The organism is Pseudobutyrivibrio sp. JW11, assembly GCF_900115355.1.
Classification (GTDB): domain Bacteria; phylum Bacillota; class Clostridia; order Lachnospirales; family Lachnospiraceae; genus Pseudobutyrivibrio; species Pseudobutyrivibrio ruminis.
Genome location: NZ_FOWB01000004.1, coordinates 95438 through 120270, shown reverse-complemented (window position 1 = coordinate 120270; position 24833 = coordinate 95438). Strand labels below are relative to the sequence as shown.

The window sequence follows — 24833 nt, the reverse complement described above, 5'->3', positions numbered from 1 at the left end:
CTCCTTTTTTTGCCTATCTGGTTGATATGTTTTTGTGTTGAAATGATAATACATTTAATTACCTATCAGGTCAATAGGTTTTACAATAAGCAAAAATTATAGCTAGCTATAAATTGAATTTATAACTAGCTATAGTCACACTTTTAATATTATATTTTCACATTTTGCTGCTACTATATCCTTATAAAACAGTAAAGGTAGGTGTTTTTTATGGATATGGTAAAACTTCGTTGCCCTATGTGCCGCAAAATGTTTGAAATATCAACAGTTGAATTAGAAAAAAAATATAAGTACGGTTTTGTGCCTATTTTCTGCAACTATAAATGTTTATTACGTTTTTCTAATCATAACTAGTAAGGCTGCAGTCGTTTAAATATACAAGGCACTATCATACTCAAAGGTTCTAAGGAACTTTTGAGCTCGTTCTGTAACAGGTTCCTTAAAGAATCCTTTTACGTCCTCTGTCTCTTCTACTATCTCACCATTGTCGAAGAATAGGATTCTATCTGCAACAGCCTCTGCAAAACTCATTTCGTGAGTTACTATGAGCATAGTGCGGCCACTTTTAGCCAGCTTAATCATAGTTTCAAGAACCTCGTGAACCATCTCTGGATCAAGAGCCGCTGTCACCTCATCAAAAAGTATAATCTCTGGATGCATTACAAGTGCACGTACAATTGCAACTCGCTGCTTCTGTCCACCAGAAAGCTGTCTAGGATAATAATCCTTTTTATCAGAGAGACCGACCTTGTCTAGAAGCTCTATTGCCTCCTTTGTAACCTCTTCCTTGTTTCTCTTCTGAACCTTAGTAGGTGCCAGTATGATATTTTCAATTACTGTCTTGTGAGGGAACAATTCGTAAGACTGGAACACCATTCCAATCTTCTGGCGAAGCTTTGTGATATCTCTTTTATCAGCCTCCACTGGAAGTCCATCAACGGTAATGATGCCTCCCTGAATTTCCTCCAAACCATTCAAGCATCTTAAGAATGTACTTTTACCACAGCCTGATGGTCCGATGATTACTACAACCTCTCCTCTTTTTACAGAAAGGTTGATGTCTTTCAAAACAACATTGTTTCCAAATTCCTTATGTAAATGTGTAACCTTTAATAATTCGCTCATTACGTCCACCTTTTCTCCAAATAAATACTAAGTCTACTGATTGGCCAGCAAACAAGGAAATACATAAGCATAACAACCCCAAACACGCCAAATGCAGCATTTGGTGAAGTGTTTCTGTTTGCCTCGATAATCTGCTGTCCTACCTTCAAAACTTCCACAATACCAATCATCATTACAAGTGATGTTGTCTTAATCATTCTGGTAATAAGGTTGATTGATAGTGGAATCAGACGTCTTATTGTCTGTGGCAATATTATGTATAAATAGGTCTGAAGCTTATCCATACCAAGAGCATATGCAGATTCAAATTGGATACAAGGAATACTCTTTATAGAACCTCTTACCAAATCTCCCATCTCTGCTGTGCCCCAGAATGTGAATACAAAAATTGCTGAAGCTTCTGCTGATAAGTCCCAACCAAAAACTCTAGTAGTTCCGAAATACACAATGAAAAGAAGCACCATCTGTGGCATGATTCTTACTGTTTCAAGATATAGCTTCAATACCGCTTTTAAAATCTTATTATCGACTGTCATCAATACACCGACAACAAGTCCAAGTAAAATACTAATTGCAACGGATATAAGGCTGATTTCAATTGAAACCCACAAGCCCTGAAGCAATCTCATGAAGTTTGTTCCTTTGAACAGAACATCAATCCCCAAACTGGCCATAGCGCAACCTCCTTTCCACAATCGCTCCTACAATCGATACTGGAAGGAGCATAATCAGGTAGAATACAACCAAAAGGAATAGGCACTCAATTGTCTTTGCGTACATTCCTATTAAATCCTTTGCAGTAAACATCAGGTCCATGAGACTGATTGTCGAAAACACTGATGTCTCTTTTAATAAGAATATTACGTTAGCCAAAAGTCCCGGCACGCTGATAGAAATTGCCTGAGGCATAATTACATGCCACAAGGTCTGATACTCACTCATGCCAAGGCTAAGTGCGCTTTCTTTTTGTATTACAGGAATTGCTTCCAGACCACTTCTAAAGGTTTCAATCATATAGGCTCCACCTAGAAGGCCAAGTCCTAGAATACCGCATGTTTCTGCAGTTATTTTGATACCCACCTTTGGCAACGCAAAGTAAATAAAAAATAGTTGAACCAAAAGTGGCGTGTTTCTAAAAATTTCAATATATATTCCAATTATTGTTTTAAGCACTGGAACTTTAAAATGCAGGATAGCAGAGCCTACGAGTCCAATGATTAGACTCATTAATATGCCCTGCCATCCTATCTTCATTGTAAGTAAAAGTGCTTCTTTATATAGTGGAATATATTCTCTAAGAATACTTATATCCATTACTAAATAAATAGCCTTTCAAATTTTCTTTAGGAATCTTACTGCTCTACTACAAGAGTATCTTCGTAGTCAGCACCGTATGTATCAAGAAGAGTTGCCTCGTAGTCAGCGTGGAAGAAGTTCTCATCGCCAAGTGTATCAAGCTCTTCGTTGAGCCAGTTGAGAAGTGTCTCATTGCCCTTTGTTACAGCTGGAGCGATTGTATCCTGGTCACCAAGCTCTGGAATACCTACTGTATATCCTTCATTCTCTATCGCAAATGCGATAACCTCTGTATTATCGTTTGCCCATGCTACGCCGTTGCCGTTCTCAAATGCTGTCTTTGCCTCTGCATATGCATCGTACTTCTGAAGCTTGATATCAGGATAGTTCTTTGTAAGGTATGTCTCTGCTGTTGTACCAGAAATAACAATTACCTGATCATCCTCACCTATATCATCAAGGCTCTCGATAACTGCATCTGAAGGTGATACAACGCCAAGTGCAACATTCATGTATGGAAGAGCGAAATCAACCTCCTGTGCTCTCTCTTCTGTTACAGTAAAGTTTGCAAGAATGATATCAACCTTTCCTGTCTGAAGATACTCAATTCTGTTTGCAGCTTCTGTTGATACGTAGTTAATCTCAACACCAAGATCCTCACCAATTCTCTCTGCAAAATAAACATCGTATCCTGCATACTCTCCATTCTCATCTACATAACCAAATGGGCTCTTGTCTGAGAACACGCCGATGTTAATTGTTCCGCTTTCCTTAATCTCATCAAGTGTTCTAAAGCCTGCATTTGAATCAGCTGCATCTGCGCCTGCCTCCACACTTGCATCCTTTACTTCCTCTCCTGCATCTGCACTTGAGTTTCCGCATCCAACAAATGCTGTAGCTGTAAGTGCTGTAATAAGTAATCCGCTTGATAATTTCTTAAATAAGTTGTTTTTCATATTAATTGTCCTCTTTCTATCTTTATATTTTTACCAACTTTTCATATATTGCTCCCGCGAGTAACTCATGGCTTTTGGCGTCCATGTGCTCCTGATCCAATTCTGATGGCTCCGCCACATCAGATGCTGCCAAAAACTTACAGTCATACTCCTCGGCAAGCTTTCTAAAGACTGCTTTCAATTCTTTAGAAATCACTACAGAGTGTTCATTGAATTCAGGATCATAATTGTTCTGCCATACCTTTTCTCCCAAATGAATAGGTGACACCAGGATGATTTCCATATCCTTCTTATATGACCTAATCTGCTTCAGAAGAATTTCTATCCCGCGGCCAATAACAACTGACGATGCATTGTAAATTGATTTGCAATCATTTGTTCCAAGCATCAGCACCACCGTGTCTATTGGATAATGTGACTCTAAAAATACTGGAAGATATAATGAACCGTTTCTGCCGATTCGCGTCCTATCCTCAAACACTGTAGTCCTTCCACACAACCCTTCCTCAACAACTCTGTAGTCGGAGGTACCAAGCTTCTTTGAAAGAATTCCTGTCCAGCGGATATCACTACCATATCTATCCCCGTTATCTGGGCGAAGACCATATGTATTTGAATCTCCAAAACACAATATGTTTTTCATCTGCTACCTCCTTCCTTGTTATGTGTGATATCTTATCTCTTATTACCTACTAGGTCAATAGGTTTTATAATCAAGGTTTCCTATACACCGTTATCAACAAAACCTATAGCAAGCCACCATCCACCTAATCCCCCACACACTTTCTCTTGGGCTCCCCCTGGGCCACGCCGCACCACTGCCAGTATGTAACATCGCATGAATATTATGTTTTTCTAAGACGCAAGGCTCGCATTCTTAATTTGCAGGTGTCTTTTGCAGGTCTGTACATTTTCTGAATCTGTATGTCTAAGGACGGACACACTGTTGTTGTATATATATGGATTTCCAAAACTATGGTAACCTTTGGGCGATTTTGGAATGAGTTTAGTAGAACAAAAAGAGATATTTGATATGGATGAGCAGCTGCCGCTAGGACGGCGGCAGCAGTGGTCACTTGAAACAGGACGTTGAATGTGCCACGGTGCGCATCCATACAAATATCTCTTTTATAGTTCTACTTAACGAATGTAATATGAGCCCAAGGTACCATAGCTTTGAAAATCCATATTGTTAGTTATAATGTGTCCGTCCTAGCCTATACAGATTCAGAAAAAGTTCATCCCGCAATAAGACACCTGCTGAATGCTCACCTTTTGCGTCAAGAAAAACTATAATATTCGCGAAATCGTTACATACTGACAGTGGTGCGGCGTGGCCTAGGGGGAGCCCATGATATATTACATATGGGAGTAGGTGGATGGTGGCAGGACACACTCCCCCTTGATTTACCTATTTACCTAGGATATTATAGTGTTAATAAGGAGGTACGATATGTTTAGTACTAAAGGTAGATATGCACTTCGTGTAATGATAGACTTGGCGCAGCAAGATAGCGAGGCTTATATTCCACTTAAGGATATTGCTGAGCGTCAGGATATTTCTAAGAAGTATTTGGAAATAATAGTTAAGGAATTGGTTAAAGGTGGCCTTGTGTCTGGAGTTAGTGGAAAAGGCGGCGGATATCGTCTTACCAGAAAGCCTGAGGAATATTCTATTGGAGAGATTATAGAATTGCTTGAAGGCAGCCTTGCTCCTGTGGCTTGCTTAGCCGACGGTGCAAAAGACTGCCCTCGTGAAGGTGTATGCAAAACTCTTCCTATGTGGACCGAGTTTTATTTGTTAGAACGTGATTTTTTCTATGGTAAGAAACTTAGTGATCTTGTAAACGAAGCTTAGTTTACGTGACAAGCTTCACAATCATGTTCTTCAGGAAAATCTGCTGGATCGTACTCTATGTCATTTTTGTCGTAGTAGTCCTTTACAGCAGATTTTATTGCTTCTTCAGCAAGAACTGAACAGTGAAGCTTGTGTGGTGGAAGCCCATCTAGTGCCTCAGTAACAGCCTTGTTAGTAAGCTGTAAAGCTTCTGATACCGGCTTTCCCATAATAAGTTCTGTTGCCATTGAGCTTGATGCAATGGCGCTACCGCATCCAAATGTCTCAAACTTAACGTCATCGATAATCTGCTGTTCATTAATCTTAAGATATATTTTCATGATATCGCCACAGACTGGATTTCCAACTTCACCTACTCCATCGGCGTCTTCAATAACTCCTACATTTCTTGGGTTTCTAAAATGGTCCATGACCTTTTCACTATATAATGCCATCTTTCTACTCCTTCTCTCTAGTATGTTTAAGCGATTTCCTTATGCTCTGCAAATACGTGGTTTCTCTTACCGCTAATTAAATCACCCCAGAATGGTGAAAAGCTTCTAAGGTACTCTATTACCTCTGAAACTGATTTAATAATGTAATCCACCTGTTCCTCTGTTGCATCCTCTCCAAGAGAAATTCTAAGTGAGCCGTGAGCCACCTCATGTGGTCGGCCAATTGCAAGAAGTACATGGCTAGGGTCTAATGAACCCGATGTACAAGCTGAGCCTGATGAAACTGCTACACCCTTATCGTCAAGTAATAGTAAAAGTGATTCTCCCTCAATTCCCTCGAAGCAGAAGTTTACATTTGATGTAACTCTAGCATGTCTGTCTCCATTTAACTCTGAGTATGGAATCTGGGATAATCCCTGGATAAGTCTTTCCTGAAGAGGTGCAAGATGCTCATTATTTGCGTCAATATTTGCAACAGCATCCTCAAGTGCAACTGTAAGACCTACAATGCCTGCAAGATTCTCTGTGCCTGCTCTCTTTCCTCTTTCCTGTGCACCACCGTAAATTACGTTAGACACTGGGATACCGCCTTTTACATAAAGAACTCCTACACCCTTTGGTCCATGGAACTTGTGAGCTGAAATTGAAAGCATATCAATATTCTGCTCTTCAACATTGATGTGAACATGGCTAATAGCCTGAACTGCATCTGTATGGAACCATACCTTCTTCTCACGACAGATTCTTCCGATTTCTGCGATTGGTTGGATTGTTCCGATTTCGTTGTTGGCATACATGATAGTAACAAGTGCTGTATCCTCACGAATCGCATTTTCGATTTCCTTTGGATCTACCACACCATTCTCATGTACATCTACAAGTGTGATTTCAAAGCCTTCCTTTTCCAACGCCTGAAGTGTATGAAGCACTGCATGATGTTCAAACTTCGAAGAAATGATATGTTTCTTGCCCTTCTTTGCACCTGCTTTTGCGGCAGACATGATTGCCTGATTATCTGCCTCACTTCCGCCTGATGTAAAATATATTTCTCTAGGCTTGGCACCTAAAATAGCTGCCACCTTTTCTCTTGATTCTTCTAATACTTCCTTTGCCTTCTGACCTACCGAATAAAGGCTTGATGGATTTCCATAAACTTCTGTGAAATATGGAAGCATGGCATCCACTACTTTTTTACTAACAGCTGTTGTCGCTGCATTATCTGCATATACAAACATAACTACTACCTTTCTTTAACATTATTCTAAGTTGCTCCTTTTACCTAGTAACCTAGTCTGTTAATGAAGATATCACCAAACACCTACTAGGTCAATAGGTGTTTGCATCTTTTAGCCTTATTAAGAAATCTTCTCATTAAACAAGAGATGCTAAATTGCATCTCTTGTTTCACACACTATTAAATATCCTTCTTTTAATGAAATACTGCCAACCTCTTCTGTAATTTCATTGCTAACAGTCAGGGTATTGAATCCTTCTATAGTGGCATTTTCCAATGGATATTTGAAACCTGTCATAGTCACTCCTGCCGCCTTGCCACCATAAGGGAATATTGAAACATAATGACCAAATTGAGCTTCCTCTCCCTCTCTGGAAAGATCAAGAACCTGCCCGGCCGAAATCATTTGAATGTAATTATACTCATCTACAATTACAACCTTACGCTGTTTCAGGCAGCCCATACCAAGAAGATTTACATTTCCAAGGAAGTGATCAAGGCGTTTGCCAGTGCCTCCTAAAATATAAATAAACTCCCCGAAGGAAGTTTTATGAATTGCTATATTTACGGCTGCTTCAATATCTGTATCATCCTTTACAGGATTGAGCTTGATAACCTCGGCATTGCTGTGCTGAAGCTTTTCGTATGCTTCCCTAGATATTGAATCAAAATCCCCAATCACCATATCAGGCTCTAAGCCAATGGCAAGACAGTTTTCATAACCACTGTCACATGCCATTATGCTTAATGAAGATTTATCTAGCCTACCTATAAAATCTTTTGCAAAGCTTGTATTGATGTTTCCGCCACCAATTATAACTATCATCGCATTTTCTCCATAAGAGTTTCTACGTTTGCTGAAATATCACCGTTAAACACAGCTGAGCCAGCTACGATAATATTGGCTCCTGCATCTAAAGCATCCTCAATAGTGTCTTTATTAATGCCACCATCAACTTCGATATCAATCTTTAATCCCTTTTGATTTAAAAGCTGTGATAGCTCTCGCACTTTATCAAGTGTGTATGGAATCAATGACTGTCCACCAAAACCTGGATTGACTGTCATGATAAGAACCATATCTACCTTTTCCAAAACATGGCTAATTGCACTAAGTGGAGTTGCTGGATTGATTGCTACACCGGCCATAGCACCACTGGCCTTAATCAATTCAATCGTTGCATCCAAATGCTTACAGGCCTCAGCGTGAACAGTGATAATATCTGCTCCTGCCTCGGCAAAATCCTTAACGTAACGCTCAGGATCTACTATCATCAAATGCACATCCATCATTCTGTCTGTGTATTTACGAATTGTTTTTAGGACAGGAAGTCCAAAGCTAATGCTTGGCACAAAAACACCGTCCATTACATCAAAATGAACATACTGTGCTCCAGCCTCATCAATAACCTCGAGCTGTTGTTTTAAAATTCCAAAATCCGCTGACAAAATTGAAGGTGCTAAACATTTTTCCATAATCATTACCTGTATTTATTATTCCTTTCATTAACCATTTCAGAATAAATCTGAAGGTAGTTCTCGTATCTGCTGGCTGCGATTTCACCAGATGCTACTGCATCTTTTACGCCGCAGCTAGGCTCCTTGTCGTGAGCACAGCCTGTAAACTTGCAGTAAGAAGCTGGCTCAATAAACTCTGGAAATAAGGTATATAAATCCACAGGCTCAATCTTTGGTACAAACAAAGATGAGAAACCTGGTGTGTCCATAATGAATGTGTCGTCACCTAAATATAAAAGCTCGGAATGACGTGTCGTATGTTTTCCTCTACCGATTTTTTCAGAAACCTCTCCTGTCTCCATGGTCTGGCCCTCAGTCAGTTTATTGACTATGGAGCTTTTGCCAACACCGGATGGCCCTGCCACGGTAGATGTTTTGCCTTTTAATATTTCTCGAATGCCATCTATGCCCTCGTCGTTTTTTGCAGAACAGAAAATTACTTTGTATCCTGCATTTTCGTAAGTAGCACGCATTCTCTCTTCAAAGCCATCGTCTGCTATGTCTTCTTTATTGAAGCATATGACGATAGGCAAATCCTGCTCTTCCATCATACAGAGGAATCTGTCCAAAAGATTAAGATTTGGCTCAGGATTTTTAGTTGCAAAAATGAGCAATGCTTGATCAACATTTGCAACAGCCGGTCTGATAAGCTCAGACTTTCGCGGCAAAATGCTTATAACATTGCCCGTCATTTCCTCGGAAGAGATGACGTCAATTGTAACGTCATCCCCTACCAAAGGCTTTATTTTATCTTTTCTGAAGGCTCCCTTTGCCTTACACTCGTATACGCCCTGGTCCTCCACATATACGTAGTAGAACCCAGCGATACCTTTAATAATTTTTCCTATCATTATTGCTCAACTGTACCCTGTATAGTTTCGGTTTTGGTTTCAGTTTTGTCATCAAGAGCTACCGTACTTCCATCTGATGCAGTAATTGTAGGAGTGTAAGTCAAAGTAATAGTGAGTGATGACTTTGGTGAATTGCTAATGTTGATTGCACCATTCTTTGGAATATTACCTGACTGGTTTGTCTCTGCAATTGAGTATGTACATGGACCATCAAATGGGTTTGAAACTGTGTAGCTGTATGTAGTCTCTTTCTTACCTTTACTGATAACAAGTGTAATGCTTGTGTTTGGTGCAACCATTTCACCTGCTTCGATTGACTGGCTGATTACTGAGCCAGATGCAACATCGTCTGAGTACTCCTGTGTTGTGCTTGTAACAACGATTCCCTTTGCATCCAAAACAGTTGTAGCTTCTGCCTGTGAAAGACCAACTACGCTTGGTACTGCAACTGTTGAATCAGAATCTGTTGAGCTAGATGATGAGTCGTCCTTGCTAGAGCTGCTAGAGCTACTTGAACTGCTTGAGCTACTAGAATCTCCTGAGCTCGAGCTATCTGAGCTTGATGAATCACCTGAGCTGCTTGATGGATCTTCACCTGCAACAGTAAGTCTTAATGTATCTTTGAGAGAGAACTCCTCGCCCTCTGCTACTGACTGGTAAATAACTGTGCCATCTTCGTAATCGTCGTTTTCCTCGTATGAAACAACAATATTGTCCTCTGTATCAAGACCAAGGCCTTCCAACTGCTCAACAGCAGCCTCATAAGATGAACCAACAACGTTAATCATTGTTACTTTCTTTGCGCCAAAGTTGAAAACGCCAAATACATTTCCAAGAATAGCAACTAAGATAGCAACGATAGCAACACCAACACCAATGCCTGCGAATGTCATGATTCTGTCCATCTTAGAATCTTCTTCATCCTCGTCATCGTCGTCATAATAATCGTCATCATCGTAATATTCATCGTCATCGTAGTACTCTTCTTCGTCGTCATAATCATCGTCGAAGATAAGTGCTGCTGCTGCCTTCTTTGTGATTGATTCTTCTGTCTCAACAGGAACCTTAGGCATAACCTTTGTCTGGCCAAGATCTGCTGCACCAACGATTGTAACGAAATCCTCATTAGGGCTAACAAGCGCTTTCTTTAAATCCATAAGCATGTCAGAGATAGTTGGATATCTTCTATCTGGTGACTTCATTGTAGCCTTGAGGATGATTTTCTCAAGTGAAATTGGAAGATCTGGAGCATATGCTGAAGGTGCTACCATCTCCTCCTGTAAATGCTGGATTGCGATTGCAACTGTATTGTCTCCGTCGAATGGAACACGGCCTGTGACCATTTCATACATAACAATACCAAGTGAATAAATGTCACTCTTTCCATCAACAAAACCGTTTCTAGCCTGCTCTGGTGATGAATAGTGAACTGATCCCATCACATCAGCGTGGATTGTGTTTGAGCTTGCTGCATGAGCAATACCAAAATCAGTAACCTTAACCTTTCCTTCTGTGGAAATGATAATGTTCTGTGGCTTAATATCACGATGGATAATGCCCTTTTGATGAGCTGCCTCGATACCACGTCCAACCTGGATGGCAATTGAGATAGCTTCCTTGAAATTGAGCTGTCCCTTTTTCTCGATGTATGTCTTGAGAGTAATACCCTCTACATACTCCATAACAATGAAGTACATTCCGTTTTCAGAACCTACATCATATATATTAACGATATTTGGATGTTCAAGACCTGCTGCTGACTGAGCCTCTGTTCTGAACTTTGCTACGAAAGTAGCATCCTCGGAAAACTCCTGCTTTAATATTTTTATTGCAACTTCACGACCAAGAATGTGATCCTTTGCACGATAAACATCAGACATTCCGCCTGATCCAACTCTATCTATTACTTCATATCTATCCGCTATAAATACGCCTTGTGTAATCATGTATTCTCCTTTATACAACCTATTTCTTATTCGATAATAATAACTGAAACATTGTCTTTGCCACCATTTGCATTGGCACGCTCAACGAGCTTGTTTGCCCTGCTTTCAATGGTTTCCTCAGATGTGAGAATCTCATAGATTTCCTGATCCTCGACCATGTTGGTCAATCCATCTGAACAAAGTAGGATGTGTTCATTACCGCTGATTTCCACATCAAAATAATCTGGTGTAATAGTTTCTTCGGCCCCGATAGCTCGAGTAATCATGTTCTTACGTTTGTCATATTTAGCATCGTCTTTATCTAACTCACCAGTTCTAACTAGTTCAGCAACAACAGAGTGGTCCTTTGTAACCTGCTTTAACATTGCTCCATTAGCAACATAGAGTCTACTATCACCCACATTTGCCACATAAAGATGTCCGTCGAAAACTGTAGCCAAGACCAAAGTAGTCCCCATACCAGTTTTGCTAGAATCCTTATGAGACTCTGTAAATATGCGATTGTTTGCTGTCTGAATTGCCTGCTCTAAGATTCTGACAGTCTCAAGCTCATTTGAATTGGTAATTGAATCGATTATGATTTCCACGCATTTTGCAGAAGCATAATCACCTGCCAATTCTCCACCCATGCCATCGGCCACAATGTAAAGGTTTGGAAGCTTTCCAACCCTTGTGTCAGATGCATAGATAGTGTCTTGATTTACCTTTCTCTTGACACCGACATCAGTTTTTTCATAGCTTATCATTAAGTAGTCCCTTTCGAAGCGTCTTTTGCGTCCATTGTTCGCTTTCTAAGTTGTCCACAGGCCCCGTCAATATCGCGACCCATTTCCCTTCTAATAGTAGCATTATTCACGTATTTTTCAATCTTTTTTTGGAATGCGTAGGCCCTGTCCATGCTTGGTGAAACGAAATCGCGCTCCTTAATTGGGTTCACCGGAATAAGGTTTACATGGCAGTTAAGATGGCCTATTAATTCACCTAATTCTGTGGCATCCTGGTCTCTATCATTGACGCCACCAACAAGAGAATATTCGAAGGTGATTCTTCGACCTGTCTTGTTGAAATAGTATTCACAAGCATCGATTAACTCGTGAATCTCATACTTGTTTGCAATTGGCATAAGCTCTGCTCGCTTCTGCTGGTTTGGCGCATGCAAAGAAATGGCAAGTGTGATTGTCAAATCCTCATCCGCAAGCTGCTTTATGCGAGGAACAATACCGCATGTGCTGACTGTGATATTTCGCTGTGAGATATTCAGTCCATTTTCATCTGATAATAGTCTAACAAATTTAACTATATTATCATAGTTGTCCATTGGCTCGCCTGTGCCCATAACAACCAAGTTTGAAACACGCTCTCCTGTATCCCTTTGGATGGCATAAATCTGTCCAAGCATCTCTGAAGCTGTCAAGTTTCTCACCCATCCGTTGAGTGTAGATGCACAGAAACGGCATCCCATTTTACATCCAACCTGAGAGCTGATACACACAGAGTTGCCATGCTTGTAGCTCATCCAAACACTCTCTACCATTTCTCCATCATAAAGCTCAAAAAGGTATTTGCGAGTACCATCAATTTTGGAAACCTGCAAATCAATCTGCTTCAATGGATGGTAGTTGCATCTGTCTGCAAGCTTTTCCTTGAGAGACTTTGGAATGTTTTTCATCTCGTCATAATCCTGTGCCAAATGCTGATGCATCCACTCATAGAGTTGCTTTGCTCTAAACTTTGGCTCTCCCAAGTCAGCTGTAACAAATTCTGTTAGTTCGTTTAAGTTTAGTGACCTAAGGTCTACTAGTTCTTTTTCATTACACATATAAAAAATCCATCGTGACTAGAATCAGGCAACAGCTGTTCCATGTTAACCATTGTAAAATCCTTATGTGATGATAAGAAGTTGCTTACCTGATTTTCGTTTTCATCTTTGTTAATAGTACATGTGCTATAGCACAATGTTCCGCCGGCCTTTACGTACTTACAAACAGTATCTAGAATATTTGCCTGAAGCTGAACCAGCTCATTCAAGCTTTCTTCTGTCTGATTGTATTTAATATCCGGCTTCTTTCTGATAATACCAAGACCTGAGCATGGCAAATCAGCAATTACCACATCATACTGATTTTCTGCTGCCTGGTCAAATTCTGTGGCATCCCACTGCTTGGCAGTGATGTTTGTAGCCCCAGTACGCTGTATGTTTTCATTTATAAGTGAAACCTTTGCCTCGGTAAGGTCTCTGGCTTCTACACTTCCTTGGGAAGCAATCTGCGCCGCATGAAGTGCCTTGCCTCCTGGTGCTGCACACACATCGATGACTTTATCAGTATCCTTGATGCCTGCCCTGTATGGTACAAGCTGTGAAGAATAATCCTGAATATAGAAAAGTCCTTGATTAAATTCTGGAATACTTGCCAGAGAATCATATCCATTGATGTAACATGCGCTGTCGATTGTATCGCATATACGTACTGAAATGTTTCTGCTTTCCAGTTTCTCTTTCAGTTCTTCCCTGGTCACTTTGCTAAGGTTAACCCTGATGCAAAGATCCTGTGGCTCGTAGAAGCCCTTGAGGATTTCTTCCGTTTGTTCTTTGCCATACTCTGAAGTCCACTTGTCCACAATCCACTGTGGCATAGAGTACTTTGTACACAAATCTGTAAACTTAACTTCTGATTTTTGTCGAGATATGTTCCTAAGTACTCCGTTAACAAATCCTGACAAACCAGTAAAGCCTTTTTTCTTTGCAATCTTTACATATTCATTGCAGGTTGCAGAGTCTGGAACGGAATCCATGTAAAAAATTTCATAAGCTCCCATTCGAATAATGGTGCGAATTACAGGCTTCATTTTTTTAGCCTTTGTTTTTGAAAAGCTGTCGATGATGTAATCAAGCTGAAGCTTTCGCTCCACTGTACCGTTTACAAGACGCGTGATAAATGCTCTCTCGTTTTTATCAAGATATGCGTATTTATCTAGAACAGCTTTTAAATATATATGAGAGAACTGACCATGCTCAAGAATCTCAAGTAGAGTTTCAAAAGCAATCATTCTCGTGTTTATCTTATTGTTATCTGACATCAAATATCCTCTAATTAATTCTTACTATTTGATAGTTTGGCACCAGTCTCAAGCTGATATCCTCTTAGGAAATCACCTGCTGCCATACGCTTTTTGCCTTCAAGCTGAAGCTCATTTATCTCGAGAGCCTTGCTGCCACAAGCTATCGTAAATACGTTCTTATTTACATCAATAACTGTGCCAGCCTCGCCTGACTTATCAACAACAGTTGCTTTCCAAAGCTTTAGCTGCTTCCCATTAATAAATGTAAATGCTGATGGCCATGGATTAAGACCTCTGATAAGGCGCTCGATTTCCTCTGCTGGCTTAGTCCAATCAATATTTCCCATATCCTTTGAAATCATACCTACGTGTGTAGCCTGTGATTCATCCTGAGGGATTGGTGTGATTTCTCCTCTATCAAGAGCCTCGATTGTCTTTACTGCAAGCTGTCCACCATCAAGAGCAAGCTTATCAAAAAGGCTACCGCCTGTCTCGTCTGCTGCAAGTTCTATCTCTGACTTAAGAAGCATATCGCCATCATCAAGACCTGGTCCCATAAGCATTGTTGTATTGCCTGACACCTTTTCTCCGTTGATAACAGCCCACTGAATTGGTGCTGCACCACGATACTTTGGAAGAAGTGAGCCGTGTACATTTACACAGCCAAGGCGTGGCATATCAAGGATAACCTTTGGAAGAATCTGGCCAAATGCAGCCACAACAAATACATCTGCCTGGAACTGTCTTAAATACTCAACTGACTCCTCTGCCCTGATTTTCACTGGCTGATAAACTGGGATATCATGCTCCATTGCATATTCCTTTACTGGAGTAGGCTGAAGCTTACCACTACGTCCCTTTGGCTTATCTGGCTGAGACACTGCAAGGATAACCTCATGCCCAGCCTCATATATTGCCTTTAAAGTCTCCACCGCAAAATCCGGTGTACCCATAAATACTACTTTCATCTATATCAATCCTTTCTGCTATTAACATAAGAAAAAACGTCTCAAGACGCTACTTCTAAGTGTAACATTTTAAGACGTTTTTGTACAATCGCAGTGACCTGACATAATATACGTAGGGCATTTTATAATACCTTCTCCATAACTGAGACTGATGATTTCTTGTTGCCCCAAGTCAATTCATCCCGCCTCTTTGCCTCAAATCCCAACTTCTTCCAAAATGGAAGAACATTATTTTCATAGTCATCAACTACATCAATTCTAATAATTTGTGCTCCAGAATTACGTATCATTTCTTCAAAGAAATTATAAACAGCTGTACCTAGGCCATTTTTCTGCTTTTCCTTTGTAATCATCATCAGAGAAAGATAAACATATCCTTCACCATTTATCATATAGTCAAGGATGCCGATGGGCTCATTGTCTACAAGTATATAGTTAGATGTAAAACCATGGGCCTGCATTTCTTCAAGCTCATTTTTAAGGAAGCTTTCATCTATATGATCTTCCCCTATATGATGTATTAGAAAATTTGTATTTGAATTATATATTTTTATGGCATCTGCCATGTTTGTTAATTCTATTGTTCTTTGTTCCATTATAATTTGTAGCTTCTTTCTAGTGATTTATTATTTCTAGCAATTATCAAGCTCTATCTGCTAGCTTCAGGATGGATTAATGAGTCTTTAGATAGCATTCTGGAGCCAAGTTAAGTGAATTACTGAAATCCCCAAATTCACTTACACGCAAATTGAATAAAAGTTAAGTGAATCTAAAAATCTTTTAAATCTCACTTAAAAATGAAACATGGCATTAAGTGTATTAAAAATATCTCAAAATAAACTTAACTTTTTCATCCTAAAATCTCCGCTTCTTAAGTTTATTATGTAATAAGCAAAATAAACTTAACTCAATCACACTGTTTATTAAGTTAATTTTTGATTATCTAATAATTGACTTAACTTTATCTAAAATATTTTAACTTGTTTTAAGTTTATTTTTATTCTTCCCATATTCACTTAACTGCCAAATCACTTTTTAAGTGAAAAATAGGTTTTCATATTTTAACTTAACTAAATTTCTCCTCAAGTCACGAATTATGAATCCACATTAATGTATCAATCTACAGAGCACCAAACCTACTCAACCGAATAAATTGTATTCTTCTCAAACAATCCTATGGCGAATCCCATCTTCATAAACAGTGGCATATTTTCGTATGCCTGAAAGCTGGTTCGCTCCAGTAGCTCTTCCAGTGTAAGCTCCTCGTAATAGCCGTATGGATTGGCTACAGTAATTTTATCATTTGGAATATCTGCAGCGATGATCAATGAATAATGCAAAGTCCATTCGTCTCCATACAAAGCTGCCCACTCAAATGGAACAGGCTTTCCAGATGCCAGAGTATTGTACATGATGTCGATGAACTCGGTGTTTTTCACATACTTGTGAATCTCTGTTTTGTACTCAGGAAACTGCTTATTCATCTCCTGGCAAAACTTATTTCCTGTAGAAGTGACAACCTTGCCATATTGGTCATACAAGCTTTCTTCTGTAATGTCGCCACCATTCCAGGCTGAAAACATTTCAATTACAGCATAGCCACAGGAAATATCCTGGGTAATTACCTCAACATTTTCAGCCCACACAGGAGTCTGATATTTTTCATCTGTATATACACTGGAATAATCATCCTGCGTAAGCTTTGTGCGAATGCCTGTAATTCCCAGTGCAATCAAAGCCACGCAGATGACTAAAACCAAAACGCACCCTAACACTTTCAGTACTTTTTTCATATATTCTCCTTCTCCTGTGCATCCTATAGCATTTTCACCATAGTAAACTCATCGCGATATCTACCATCATCATACTTCAATGCCTTTAGTGTCTTGCCGATTTCAACAAATCCCATCTTTTCATAAAGATGCTTTGCTCGATTATTGCCATCAACTACACCTAACTCAACCTGCTCATATCCCATGTCTTTAGCCAGAGATAAAGAATACTTCATCATTTCAGTGCCTAGGCCTGCATCACAAAACTCCTGCGCCAATGCTATTGCAAAATCACAACGATGACGAATTCTGCGAATCTCTCCCTTTGTCATAATGCAACATGTGCCTGCAAGCTTTCCTTCTACTTCTGCAGCCATCATTATTTCCCTAGGAGCATTGCGCTTGCCCTCAAGAAGTTTAGCTTCATCCTCAGTAGTGTATGTCACTTCATCTGCATAACGAAGCAGAAACTCAGTTTCATCAGAGACAATACGTAAATATTCAATCATATCTGCTGCATCGCTCTTATCAATTGAACGCAACTTACATTTTCTTCCATCTTTTAATATGATTTCTTTTTCTTCAAAAACCACGACTTATTCCCCCTACTCTCTTAAATTATTGTTTCTATTCTATATGTTATGGCTTCATAAATAAAGAAAAATATTCACACTATCTGGAATTTGTTGTCTCCTACTATTATTCTTCAGCTATTTCTTTTGCTAGCTCTATAATTTCATATGCATACATGGACTTTCCCTTTTTCAAAAGTTTTAAATATAGTGGATAGTTAATGATGCAAATTGCAATTCCTATAATTCCAAGAATTATTCCAAATACCATTGCTGCTATGCCAGATCCAAGCACGCCCATAGAAAAGCACATTCCGGTTCCTAAAATCAAAGCACCTACTATACCTACCGATAAAGCTGTAATAAATGCTGGCTTTTTCGCCTTGTCATCAAGCTTCTTCAGCTGGCGCACCTTGCTTGTTTCCTTTGGCATATAGTCCTTTGCAATACTTTCTGCATATACTTTGTCTAAATTGTTCATTTTGTTTTCCTCCATCATAATCAAAATTATTTACGCTATTTTTCCTGTGTCTTTTAACCATCTGATTTCATCACGAATTGTTTCTCTGTATGGTCTGGTTGTATAGCCAAGTTCCTTGGCTGCTTTGCTTGAATCAAAACGATTATTTCTTGCTAAATTGTATACAGAGAATGTAGTCATAAGTGGCTTTTCGCCTGTTTTCTTAGCCTTCTTTTCAAGCATCTTTGCAAGTAAATTTGCAGCTGAAATTGGCAAAAAGAATTTCAATGGCTTGCAACCGCTTTCCTCTGAGACAAGCTTGGTGAAATCTTTAAAGCTGACTGGCTCATTCCCAAGAATATAACACTCTCCACTCTTTCCCTTGTCTGCTGCGCCAATAACACCGTCTGCCAAATCTCTTACATCACATAAATTAAAACTGCCATCTATTCCAGCAGGCATTTCACCGTTGATGATATCTACAAGTGTCTTTGTTGTTTCGCCCATTGCAAAATCTTCTGGTCCAAGGATTCCAGAAGGATGAACTACACATGCGTTTAATCCATCAGCTGCTGCCTTCAGTACTACATTTGTAGCCATAGCTTTTGACATTGAATAACAACCTTTGATTCTCTCTGGATCAAGAGGAATAGAACCTTCGCATTCTCTGATTGTTCCTTTTTCCTCTTCTGGAATAGCTCCTGTTGAAGAGCAATAAACCAGCTTAGATACTCATTTATCTTTACCTCCATCACTTTCATTTTTCAGCTCCTTGCTTTGAGCTTGATGTGATTATAGGAAAAAGATTCTATAAACAGAACAACACTTTCCACGAAAAGTGTTGATTTCAGGGACTAAGGTCCCAACACGATTCATGAAAAGTGTTGTATTTTCATTTATTTAGTTTTAGTTGCTAATGCGCAGGCCTCACAATACACTTTTGAATTATGCTAATTATTTCCTCTTTTGACTGTGCACAATCCCTAGCCAGCCACTCGTTAATCAAACCTATGATACCATTCAAATAGAAAATCATGATGAATGGTTGCTCTTCTTCTGATACTCCAAATCTAGTAAGAATCGGTCCAAAAATATCTGTAAACCATTTCTCGTAGGTTTTCTCGGCCCCCATCATCTCATTCTTTTCATACATAATAAGAAAGAGCTTGCGATTGTCCTCCACAAATTCCAAATATGGCATCAAATACTTAGGCGTAACCAAAAACAGTTCCTCATCAGTCTTATCAACAATATTAACTTCCTTAGGCCCCTCTGCAGAAAACCTGCTGAAGAAATCTTTATAAACTGCTTCAATTGTCTCTTTCAAAAGGTCGTTCGTATTATCGTAATGAAGATAAAATGTGGATCTGTTAACCCCTGCCACTTCACATATCTCTTTAACAGTAATCAGCTCAAAATCCTTCTTTTCTATTAATGAAATAAGTGCAGTGTGCATCTTTTCTGCAGATTTGAAATACTTGCTTTCGTTTTTGTTCATAGCTCAATTACTCCTCGTTAATTGTATTGACTAAGTTCCAACAATACCCAATCCTGGGACTCTATATCGTATTCAGTTCCACAGAATGGACAGTTCTTGTTGAGGACTGCATTGAAACTTCCAGAGCATTTAGGGCAAGATATTCGTGTCATTGAAAACTGAAGGTTCAACGGAATATCTACTCTTCTGCGAAATACAGCTCTGTATTTTTCGTGCTTGTATTTGATTTTGTTATCAAAAGCATACAGCGTATCAAAGAACACATCCATGGCAACGGTCACCGAACCATTATTTTCCGTAAAGCTAATAAGCTTCATGGCATTGCCATAGTTCATGTCGATAATATCCTTGAATCTTTTATCGAGAGCTGGTCCCTTGTAAAAAAGCAAATCCTGCTCATCTTTTGAATACACGGCTGTCTTAATAAGGGATAAGGCCTTTCCCGAAAAATAATCGAAGGAAAACTCTGGACTATATGCCTTCATCATGTGTTCGAACTTGCCATGTGTACCTGCCGTGCCCCATTTACCTGCATTATTAACTATACCCCTGCGTATAAGATTTAAAACATCCAGCACGCAAAAGGCTGAGTAAGTAATCAGCATACCAAAAATAGTAACGACAAAATGTTCAAAAAGATTATATTCATCGTCGTATACATTCATGGAATACAGATTCAAGATTGCACCGATAATGAATCCCAAAATTAATCCGCCAAGCAACACCTTTCCTCGAAGCCTAGTGTCTTCTCGCTCCTTTGGAGCAGCGTCCTCGGTAAAATAATATCTGGTGATACGTGGGAACAAATCGTCCATCTTGTACATGGTTTTGCAATATGGACAGCCATCCACCAATCTAGAAATGGTACTTACTGCGCCACAGTTGGGGCAAGTACAAGGTTCCAAATCAGCTCTTATTCCGCTTGTCACATCTGTAATGACAGTATGAAGTGTGTTGTGTCTGCGGTCGCTGTATTGCTTTTTGCCATCCTGCTTCACAGTTCGTTTTACATCATATTCCTCAAGACAAACGTAATTCTGATAGTGAGCATCTTTCCAATCGCTAAGAACCATTGGGCCCAAATCTAACTCGTCTTCTTCCTCTTTGTCGGTAACCTCATAATCAATCGAAAGGCCCTTATTCATGATGCGCTCATGCTGAAGCTTTAAAAGATTGGTTATGTCATTATCTGCGAAAGAGATTTTCTTACCTTCAGATATAGCTAATCCCAAATTTTCTGTAAAAGCATCATATTTCTTTCGGTATAATTCTGTCAGTCTTACTGGTCCAATATTAAACCCCATAACAATATTCTGTTAGCCCCCTTTATTTGCATTCTATTGTTATGCTACCAATTTCCCCATTATTTTTCAATTGTCTACATTTCGCAATACTGATCGTAGACAACTACGCTAACAACTGGCGAATCCCATGATTCATATTTAAGCGAAGCATTTCCTCTTTCATAAATATCTGAGCGGATTGATGCTTCATCAATAATGAATTCGCTACAGCAGCTTGATTTATATGTGAATGTGTTTGTTGAATCTGTATCTACATCTGCTTTTGCGTCACCCATTATGCATTCAATAATAACGCCATTTTCAAGAACAAGATCGATGTACTGACCAGCTGCTGTATCAAATCTACTTCCGATTGCAATCAAATATCTATTGTCCAGCTTCATAAAGCCATCGCTATCAGGTTCAGCTAAGTCATTAATATCTCCTAAATCACCATATGTGATTTTGCTTGAACGCTCGATGGTTTTTCCACCCTTGTAGCTAACTGTGTTTCCAGATACAGGATTTACATAGCTACTAGGAATCTCATATACAGTTTTTTCAACTTCCTCAATTTCTTCTTCAACTTCTTCTATAGAGTTTCCAGCATCTTCAATAATTTCTGAGATTATTTCTGTGCTTTTCATTGCTATTTCTTCTTCAACAATTATCGCTTCTTCCTCCACCATTTCCATGGCATAGCTTCTGAGATAGTAATAGCAATGCAATATTAATAATAATGATGTGATTAAAATAATACTACAGGCCCGGTGGCCCGCTCGAGTGTAATTAGAGTTCAATCCTTTCATGTTTTTAATATCCTTTCTCTCATAAAGTGGGTAGTCTAACAAAAAAAATGACATCTAGCAATGGCTAGTTGTCATTTTTGTGGCACTATTCACTCTGAGAGAAAAGCGAGTAACAAGCATAAGCTTTTCCCTATTTTTGAAAGGATTAGTAATAAATATAAATGCTTCTTTTATTCACCTTTAAAAGCAGAAAAAATATCTATAGAAGCAGCCATCTTTTTAAGCTCTGTAAGGTGTTCTTTTAAATATCTTTCCAACTGCTGCACTTCAATTTCAGCAAATCCATCATTTTTTAATATTTTACAGTCAGGAATTTTTCCTTCAGCTGTCCTAACACCATCCTGAAATGTAACAAACGCATACTTATCCCCCTGTTCACTCCTGCAAACAGATGATACTGTCATTTTTAACTCACCGGCTTTCAAATCTTCCATCTCATCCTCCAGTTGTTGTTTAACCAAGTCCTCTTAAATCATATTACCATAACTAGATTAAATCCCCGCTAAAATGTTGAATTTCATGCTGTATAATCTGTGCGGTAAAATCTGTATACTTGCCATGCTGAGGCTTGAAGTTTTGATCAAGATAATCCACTTCTATTTCCTTGTATCTAACGCATGGTCTTTCACCGTCCAACGACAGGCAGCTTTCCTCTGTCTCATACTTACCGCTCTTGGCAGTAATCACCGGATTGACCATTGGGAAAATGAAAGGCCCTGCGGCCACAACAATGATTTGCTTTTTAACACCAATCATATTAGCAGCCATTCCCACACATCTATCTAAATTTGCTTTTAATGTATCAATTAAATCCACTATAACCTGCGCGTCAGCCTCTGTGGCCGGCTCAGACTTCTGTTGCAAAAACAATGGATCTCTAACTATTTTTTTTACCATAAATACTCCTTCAAGACTTTTATCGGAAAAACCGACAGAAGTCTCCTCTCATTCGTTAAGCCTTTTTCTACAAACTGCCGATTTACCCGAATTTATCTTTCACAAAACTCAAATACTTTATTGTAAAAATCCTTATCCTCTTCAAACAATCCGTGACCCAAACCTACAAAGATAAGCATCTCACTGTGCTCAATCCCAGCCTTTAACTCATAAGGAGCATCATTTCCAACTGTATTGTCACTGTCGCCAGACATAATATATGTAGGACATTTTATTTTTGATAAAACCGGTCTTGCGTCGAAGTTTAATATCGCATATGCGTTTTTGCAAAACCTGTCATAATTCTTAGGCTTTGTAAATCTAGCCAGAAATGGTAAATACTTCTTATTCTTCTCGTTGAATTCCTCTGTATAAACTTTCTCCGCTGTATCCAGCATCAGCTCTGTATGAGTAGCATTTCGGGTCATTTCTATCCATTTCGTAACTACGTTTTTAATTGTTTCGTTGGCATATGGTGCAGTGACTACGAGAATCAATTTCTCAACTAACTCGGGATGCTTCGCCGCCAGATATTGAGAAATCATCCCTCCCTGGGATACCCCCATAACCATTGCCCTGTCTATCCCCAGATTCCTCATAGCTATTGCCTGATCATCTGCCATTTCTTCTATTGAATACCCCTCTGGAATCTCATTCTTTCTACTGAACATGTAAACAGTATAATCCTTGAAAAACCTTTTGTAGGAACCTGCCAGAAGCATAGCCTTTCCCTTTACCGTCCACAATCCATCTGACAAGCCAGGTAAAACTACAAGATTCTTTTTTCCTTCTCCGAAGGCCACATAATACATGACTGTATTACCAACTTTCACAGATCCATTTTTTTGCATTTTTATAGTACCTTCTCCCTAACAAATACTGATGAGTTTGCCTAGTGTATATTGTGCATTATGAAATCCATATTATCGAGACAATGTCAATGTCACATCCCCATTACTTAATAACTCAGTCAGCTCATCTTCAGACAGATTGATTTTACCAAGCCTGGTGTATGCCCATGAATTAGAGCCATAGAATACAACAATCTGATTGCCTGAATAGAGCACAATATCACCTGCACTTGTGGTGGTCTGCTTATCATCTCTGGCAATGCTTGAGCCAATGGAGCCCACCTGCTCAAATCCACCGTACATAGACATCTGGATTTCTAGGCCATTAGCTGCAAGTTCACTCAAGGCATCCACAGATGCATTATCTTCCCAGGTCACTGGTATTTCTTTTCCATCAATTTGTAATATCATCTCTACCTCTTCCTCTGAATCTTCTTCAATAAATTCTACAAGTTTCTCAGCTATTATATCTTGCCTAAAATTATGTACATAATGACCACAATCCAGTTCTATAACTTCTGCATTTGTAAGATCTGAAACATAATCACTTTGAATATCTATCCAATTTTCAACACCTGTTTCATGTCCATCTGATACAAACATGAGCATTGGTATATCAGGCTTGGGCTTACTATCAATTTCTGTTACTGCATCCGAAATTGCCAAACCCTCATTTATGATACAAGTATTTACTGCTTTACTTGCAGCAAGCGCCCTATAAATCTTCTTTTCTTTGTCTGTAAGTTTTTCTGGAAGCTGACTATCAGAATAAAATAACCTAACTATCCCTAGTTCACGAGCAAAAGCTGCCAGCCTTTCCTTTTTAATTGTGCTGTCCCAGTCCCAATTATCGTAGGCTCTCGGAAGCGCCATATCAAGACCAACAATAGCTTCCACTTCATCCGGATAATTTTGAGCCCACATTATTGCCTCAATTCCTGACATAGAATGTGGACAAAGAATATACGGGCCTTCTATTCCTGCCTTGGTGAGTGCTTCCCTATCTTGTCTAAGAATAGTTTCAAAGGATCTCTCACTATCGACCACGTCACTAAACCCATACCCAAATTTTTCAATAACAACTATTTTATAATCGCTACTCAAAAGAGAATACAAACTTTTAAAATCAAGAACCGGTGCAGCTGTTCCTGAACCTGAAAGGAAAAGAAGTGTATGTTTTCCTTCGCCTTCGGTGTATATATTCATCTTGTGACCATCCACCTCGACATATTGCCCAATAGGTTTCTCTATTAGCGCCTCTTCAGATACAAGCATAATCTTGTTATAGATAAAAATTCCACCAATAATAAAAACCAACACTATGAATAGTAGTAATAAAATCTTCCCAGTAATTCTAAATATTTTTTTCATTTTTTCTCTCTTCATATATAATTCATCATCTGAAC

At 39.1% G+C, this 24833-nt stretch carries 29 protein-coding genes; 1 reads left to right on the top strand and 28 read right to left on the bottom strand.

The window, feature by feature from the left end; all coding sequences use genetic code 11:
* Positions 1-369 precede the first annotated feature (369 nt).
* From BM102_RS05795 to BM102_RS05775, 5 genes are read right to left on the bottom strand one after another with little or no spacing between them, the layout of a single operon-like run.
* Complete coding sequence (locus BM102_RS05795; protein WP_033153837.1) at positions 370-1125, bottom strand: amino acid ABC transporter ATP-binding protein; 756 nt, start codon at positions 1123-1125, stop codon at positions 370-372.
* Positions 1125-1799, bottom strand: a complete 675-nt coding sequence (locus BM102_RS05790; protein WP_090479928.1) for an amino acid ABC transporter permease — start codon at positions 1797-1799, stop codon at positions 1125-1127. The genes BM102_RS05795 and BM102_RS05790 overlap by 1 nt, the downstream gene beginning before the upstream one ends.
* The gene (locus tag BM102_RS05785) at positions 1780-2439 is read right to left on the bottom strand and encodes an amino acid ABC transporter permease (RefSeq protein ID WP_090479925.1); all 660 of its coding nucleotides are present in this window, start codon (positions 2437-2439) and stop codon (positions 1780-1782) included. The genes BM102_RS05790 and BM102_RS05785 overlap by 20 nt, the downstream gene beginning before the upstream one ends.
* Positions 2440-2477: 38 nt before the next feature.
* Positions 2478-3377 (bottom strand): transporter substrate-binding domain-containing protein, encoded by a 900-nt coding sequence (locus BM102_RS05780; protein WP_090479923.1) that lies wholly within the window; start codon positions 3375-3377, stop codon positions 2478-2480.
* A 22-nt stretch (positions 3378-3399) separates the two neighbouring features.
* Positions 3400-4020, bottom strand: coding sequence for a GDSL-type esterase/lipase family protein (locus BM102_RS05775; protein WP_090479920.1), 621 nt, complete (start codon positions 4018-4020; stop codon positions 3400-3402).
* An 810-nt stretch (positions 4021-4830) separates the two neighbouring features.
* Between BM102_RS05775 and BM102_RS05765 the strand changes: the two genes are divergently transcribed.
* The gene (locus BM102_RS05765; protein WP_044933799.1) at positions 4831-5235 is read left to right on the top strand and encodes an Rrf2 family transcriptional regulator; all 405 of its coding nucleotides are present in this window, start codon (positions 4831-4833) and stop codon (positions 5233-5235) included.
* Here BM102_RS05765 and nifU read toward each other — a convergent pair.
* The 23 genes from nifU to BM102_RS14490 all read right to left on the bottom strand — a co-directional run bounded on the left by nifU (position 5232) and on the right by BM102_RS14490 (position 24813).
* Positions 5232-5669 carry a Fe-S cluster assembly scaffold protein NifU gene (gene nifU / locus BM102_RS05760; RefSeq protein ID WP_090479914.1) on the bottom strand — a complete coding sequence of 146 codons (438 nt, stop codon included), beginning with the start codon at positions 5667-5669 and terminating at the stop codon, positions 5232-5234. The genes BM102_RS05765 and nifU overlap by 4 nt on opposite strands.
* A 26-nt stretch (positions 5670-5695) precedes the next feature.
* A complete protein-coding gene (gene nifS, locus BM102_RS05755; RefSeq protein WP_090479911.1) occupies positions 5696-6904 on the bottom strand; it encodes a cysteine desulfurase NifS in 1209 nt (402 codons plus the stop codon).
* 150 nt (positions 6905-7054) lie between these two features.
* Positions 7055-7729, bottom strand: coding sequence for a thiamine diphosphokinase (locus BM102_RS05750; RefSeq protein WP_090479908.1), 675 nt, complete (start codon positions 7727-7729; stop codon positions 7055-7057).
* On the bottom strand, positions 7726-8379 hold the full coding sequence (gene rpe, locus BM102_RS05745) for a ribulose-phosphate 3-epimerase (protein WP_081828694.1): 654 nt from the start codon (positions 8377-8379) through the stop codon (positions 7726-7728). Before rpe ends, BM102_RS05750 begins: the two co-directional genes overlap by 4 nt.
* 5 nt (positions 8380-8384) lie before the next feature.
* Positions 8385-9272 (bottom strand): ribosome small subunit-dependent GTPase A, encoded by an 888-nt coding sequence (gene rsgA, locus BM102_RS05740; RefSeq protein ID WP_090479905.1) that lies wholly within the window; start codon positions 9270-9272, stop codon positions 8385-8387.
* Positions 9272-11218, bottom strand: coding sequence for a Stk1 family PASTA domain-containing Ser/Thr kinase (gene pknB, locus BM102_RS05735; protein ID WP_090479902.1), 1947 nt, complete (start codon positions 11216-11218; stop codon positions 9272-9274). Before pknB ends, rsgA begins: the two co-directional genes overlap by 1 nt.
* A 26-nt stretch (positions 11219-11244) precedes the next feature.
* Positions 11245-11964 (bottom strand): Stp1/IreP family PP2C-type Ser/Thr phosphatase, encoded by a 720-nt coding sequence (locus BM102_RS05730; RefSeq protein WP_044933788.1) that lies wholly within the window; start codon positions 11962-11964, stop codon positions 11245-11247.
* A complete protein-coding gene (rlmN, locus tag BM102_RS05725; protein ID WP_044933787.1) occupies positions 11964-13037 on the bottom strand; it encodes a dual-specificity RNA methyltransferase RlmN in 1074 nt (357 codons plus the stop codon). The genes BM102_RS05730 and rlmN overlap by 1 nt, the downstream gene beginning before the upstream one ends.
* Entirely contained in the window at positions 13016-14296 is a 1281-nt protein-coding gene (gene rsmB, locus BM102_RS05720) for a 16S rRNA (cytosine(967)-C(5))-methyltransferase RsmB (RefSeq protein ID WP_090479898.1), read from the bottom strand. The genes rlmN and rsmB overlap by 22 nt, the downstream gene beginning before the upstream one ends.
* A 14-nt stretch (positions 14297-14310) precedes the next feature.
* Positions 14311-15246 (bottom strand): methionyl-tRNA formyltransferase, encoded by a 936-nt coding sequence (gene fmt, locus BM102_RS05715; protein ID WP_090479894.1) that lies wholly within the window; start codon positions 15244-15246, stop codon positions 14311-14313.
* Positions 15247-15368: 122 nt separating this feature from the next.
* Positions 15369-15842, bottom strand: coding sequence for a GNAT family N-acetyltransferase (locus BM102_RS05710; RefSeq protein WP_090479892.1), 474 nt, complete (start codon positions 15840-15842; stop codon positions 15369-15371).
* Between the two features lie 540 nt (positions 15843-16382).
* Complete coding sequence (locus tag BM102_RS05705; RefSeq protein ID WP_090479889.1) at positions 16383-17039, bottom strand: hypothetical protein; 657 nt, start codon at positions 17037-17039, stop codon at positions 16383-16385.
* Positions 17040-17062: 23 nt separating this feature from the next.
* Positions 17063-17611 (bottom strand): GNAT family N-acetyltransferase, encoded by a 549-nt coding sequence (locus tag BM102_RS05700; RefSeq protein ID WP_090479886.1) that lies wholly within the window; start codon positions 17609-17611, stop codon positions 17063-17065.
* Positions 17612-17717: 106 nt separating this feature from the next.
* On the bottom strand, positions 17718-18071 hold the full coding sequence (locus BM102_RS05695) for a dihydropteridine reductase (RefSeq protein ID WP_090479881.1): 354 nt from the start codon (positions 18069-18071) through the stop codon (positions 17718-17720).
* Positions 18072-18101: 30 nt separating this feature from the next.
* Entirely contained in the window at positions 18102-18722 is a 621-nt protein-coding gene (locus BM102_RS05690; RefSeq protein WP_330388594.1) for an NAD-dependent epimerase/dehydratase family protein, read from the bottom strand.
* Positions 18635-18811, bottom strand: coding sequence for a hypothetical protein (locus BM102_RS14625; RefSeq protein WP_330388592.1), 177 nt, complete (start codon positions 18809-18811; stop codon positions 18635-18637). Before BM102_RS14625 ends, BM102_RS05690 begins: the two co-directional genes overlap by 88 nt.
* Positions 18812-18963: 152 nt before the next feature.
* Positions 18964-19548 (bottom strand): TetR/AcrR family transcriptional regulator, encoded by a 585-nt coding sequence (locus BM102_RS05685; protein WP_090479876.1) that lies wholly within the window; start codon positions 19546-19548, stop codon positions 18964-18966.
* Between the two features lie 17 nt (positions 19549-19565).
* Positions 19566-20852, bottom strand: a complete 1287-nt coding sequence (locus BM102_RS05680) for a hypothetical protein (RefSeq protein ID WP_090479873.1) — start codon at positions 20850-20852, stop codon at positions 19566-19568.
* Positions 20853-20926: 74 nt separating this feature from the next.
* Positions 20927-21526, bottom strand: coding sequence for a hypothetical protein (locus BM102_RS05675; RefSeq protein WP_090479870.1), 600 nt, complete (start codon positions 21524-21526; stop codon positions 20927-20929).
* Positions 21527-21810: 284 nt separating this feature from the next.
* Complete coding sequence (locus BM102_RS05670; protein WP_044933767.1) at positions 21811-22074, bottom strand: hypothetical protein; 264 nt, start codon at positions 22072-22074, stop codon at positions 21811-21813.
* 52 nt (positions 22075-22126) lie between these two features.
* Positions 22127-22537 carry a peptide deformylase gene (locus tag BM102_RS05665; RefSeq protein ID WP_090479867.1) on the bottom strand — a complete coding sequence of 137 codons (411 nt, stop codon included), beginning with the start codon at positions 22535-22537 and terminating at the stop codon, positions 22127-22129.
* A gap of 92 nt (positions 22538-22629) precedes the next feature.
* Positions 22630-23427 (bottom strand): alpha/beta fold hydrolase, encoded by a 798-nt coding sequence (locus BM102_RS05660; RefSeq protein ID WP_090479864.1) that lies wholly within the window; start codon positions 23425-23427, stop codon positions 22630-22632.
* Positions 23428-23499: 72 nt separating this feature from the next.
* Positions 23500-24813 (bottom strand): cyclophilin-like fold protein, encoded by a 1314-nt coding sequence (locus BM102_RS14490; protein WP_242942905.1) that lies wholly within the window; start codon positions 24811-24813, stop codon positions 23500-23502.
* Positions 24814-24833: the final 20 nt, after the last annotated feature.